General features: G+C 65.8%; 1 protein-coding gene. It reads left to right on the top strand.

What is annotated here, in order from left to right:
- On the top strand, nt 1–556 hold a 556-nt coding region (locus OC610_RS28635; RefSeq protein WP_264433142.1), incomplete at both ends, for an FAD-dependent oxidoreductase.

Here is a 556-nt window from a genome sequence, read left to right as displayed (position 1 = left end):
TCGGCCTTGAGCTGGGTTCAGTCTGGCGACGCCTGGGGGCCCAGGTGACCGTGATGGAATACCTCGATCGCATCTGCCCGGGGGCGGATGGCGAGACCGCCAAGACCCTGCAACGGGCCTTGGCCAAACAGGGGATCGAGTTCAAGTTGAGCACCAAGGTCACCCGTGCGGTGTCCTCCGAAAACGGCGTGCAATTGCAGGTCGAACCGGCGTCGGGCGGCGAGGCACAGACCCTGGATGCCGACTACGTGCTGGTCGCCATCGGCCGTCGGCCTTACACCCAGGGGCTGGGCCTGGAAAACGTCGGACTGGCGACGGACAGGCGCGGCATGCTCGCCAACCAGCGCCACCGCACCGAAGCCCCCGGCGTTTGGGTCATTGGCGACGTGACGTCCGGTCCGATGCTGGCCCACAAGGCCGAGGACGAGGCCATGGCCTGCCTCGAACAAATCGTCGGCAAGGCCGGCGAGGTCAATTACGACCTGATCCCCAACGTCATCTACACCCGTCCAGAACTGGCCAGCGTCGGCAGGACCGAAGAGCAGCTCAAGGCCGA

Source organism: Pseudomonas agronomica (genome assembly GCF_025917275.1).
Lineage (GTDB): Bacteria > Pseudomonadota > Gammaproteobacteria > Pseudomonadales > Pseudomonadaceae > Aquipseudomonas > Aquipseudomonas agronomica.
This window is presented reverse-complemented; position numbering and strand designations above follow the sequence as displayed.